This window comes from bacterium (assembly GCA_009926305.1).
Lineage (GTDB): Bacteria > Bdellovibrionota_C > UBA2361 > UBA2361 > RFPC01 > RFPC01.
In genome coordinates, this window is the sequence record RFPC01000198.1 from 1 (window position 1) to 1,740 (window position 1,740).

Sequence of the window (1,740 nt, forward strand, 5' to 3'; positions counted from 1 at the left end):
TTATCGATTGTAGAGAGAGACTATGTAAGAGAGGTGCACGGCGATGAGTTAGTGCAAGGAGCAATCAAGGGAATGTTGACGGCTTTAGATCCCCATAGTGGTTATCTTGAGCCCGAGTTTTATCAAGATTTAAGAATCCAAACGAAGGGAGAGTTCGGAGGGCTTGGAATAGAGATTACTATTCGTGATGGGCTGCTTGTCGTTGTCGCGCCTATGGAAGGTTCTCCTGCTGAGCAAGCGGGGATTCTACCAGGGGATAAGATTGTAAAAATTGAAGGGAACTTTACTAAGGAGTTCTCACTTGTTGATGCTGTAAAGCGGCTGAGAGGCCCCAAGGGGTCTCCTATCGAGATATCAGTGCTGCGCGAAGGATATGACGATTTAATTGACGTTACGATCGTTCGTGACCGCATCTCAGTAAAGAGCGTGAGATATAGACTCTTAGACGCTGGTTTTGGTTATGTGCGCGTCAGTCAGTTTGTTGAGTCTACAGCTGATGACTTGCAAGATGCGTTGTACGCGCTCGTTAAAGAAAATGATAGTGATGAACTGAGAGGCTTGGTATTGGATTTAAGGAATAACCCAGGCGGGTTGCTTACTCAGGCTGTGAGAGTAACAGACTTATTTCTTGACCAGGGGGTAATTGTCTACACTGATGGTAGAGTTCAAGAGCAAAAGCAGAAGTTTTTTGCCCAAAAGAGGGGAACGCAGGCGCATTACCCAATCATTATACTTGTAAATGAAGGCTCCGCTTCAGCAAGCGAAATCGTCTCGGGAGCTCTGCAAGATCATGGAAGAGCGATTATTTTAGGAACTCAGACCTTTGGAAAAGGCTCTGTGCAAACGATAACGCCACTAGCAAACGGCGGAGCGTTAACGTTAACCACTGCACTGTATTACACGAAAAACGGGCGTTCAATCCAAGCTACAGGTGTCACTCCTGATATTATTCATACTGTGGATTCGCCTCCGGCTACTGAATCTAAGAAAGAAAACTCGAAAAAGTCACCAATACGACTGCGAGAAGGCGACCTTCCTGGTGCAATCGCGAATCCTGATGGACGTCGATCCGCAGAGGAAGGGGAGCAGGCGAGTGAAGAAGAAGGAGATGCAGCGAGCTCTTCGCCCCCAGCACCCGCTTTCGAACGACCCCAGGATCTCTCGACTCCTGTGCTTCTCGAACGAGATTCTCAGTTGAGAAGGGCGCTGGAGTTACTGAAGACTTACGAGCGGTTCCAACCGGAATAAACAGAACATCGTTTGTTAATATAAGAAATCTGTGATGAAGCTGGTTGTACAGTGCTATTCGCATATCGGATAATGAAGCGGTCTGGGAGAGTTCCAGTCGCAATGAGGATATAGGATGGTGTCAGGTACGAACGGTGATATCGATAACGCTCGTGGGTTTTCTTTTAGAGGCTCTCATCCTGGTTCGATGGTGGAACGGCTGCACCATGAAAAGAGGAATAGTGGCTCTTATCAAGGAGTGAGGCATTTGATTCCTGGGAACCTCTCTCAGTTGCGTGAGTGGGTAAAAAATTGCGGGGGCGGAAGACGGTTTGAAGCACTGCGGCAGAGGCTACAAGCAGGTCCAGTACGACCACCATTGGTGCACCGTCCTGGAGCAGACTATAGTGATTCAATCGAGATGGCCTTAGCGGTCCCGATTATCAAGGGAAATGAGAAAAAACATTGATATCAATGAGATATGGTGGGTTTTTTTGCCCAACGCTCATCATG

At 47.6% G+C, this 1,740-nt stretch carries 2 protein-coding genes; both read left to right on the forward strand.

What is annotated here, in order from left to right; genetic code table 11:
- On the forward strand, window positions 1-1,248 hold a 1,248-nt coding region (locus tag EBR25_13690; protein NBW42035.1), incomplete at its 5' end, for a S41 family peptidase.
- A 115-nt stretch (window positions 1,249-1,363) separates the two neighbouring features.
- Entirely contained in the window at window positions 1,364-1,696 is a 333-nt protein-coding gene (locus tag EBR25_13695) for a hypothetical protein (GenBank protein ID NBW42036.1), read from the forward strand.
- Window positions 1,697-1,740: the final 44 nt, after the last annotated feature.

Excerpts from the sequence above, each read along its gene's own strand:
- EBR25_13695 (NBW42036.1), top strand. The coding sequence starts at position 1,364 with ATGGTGTCAGGTACGAACGGTGATATCGATAACGCTCGTGGGTTTTCT.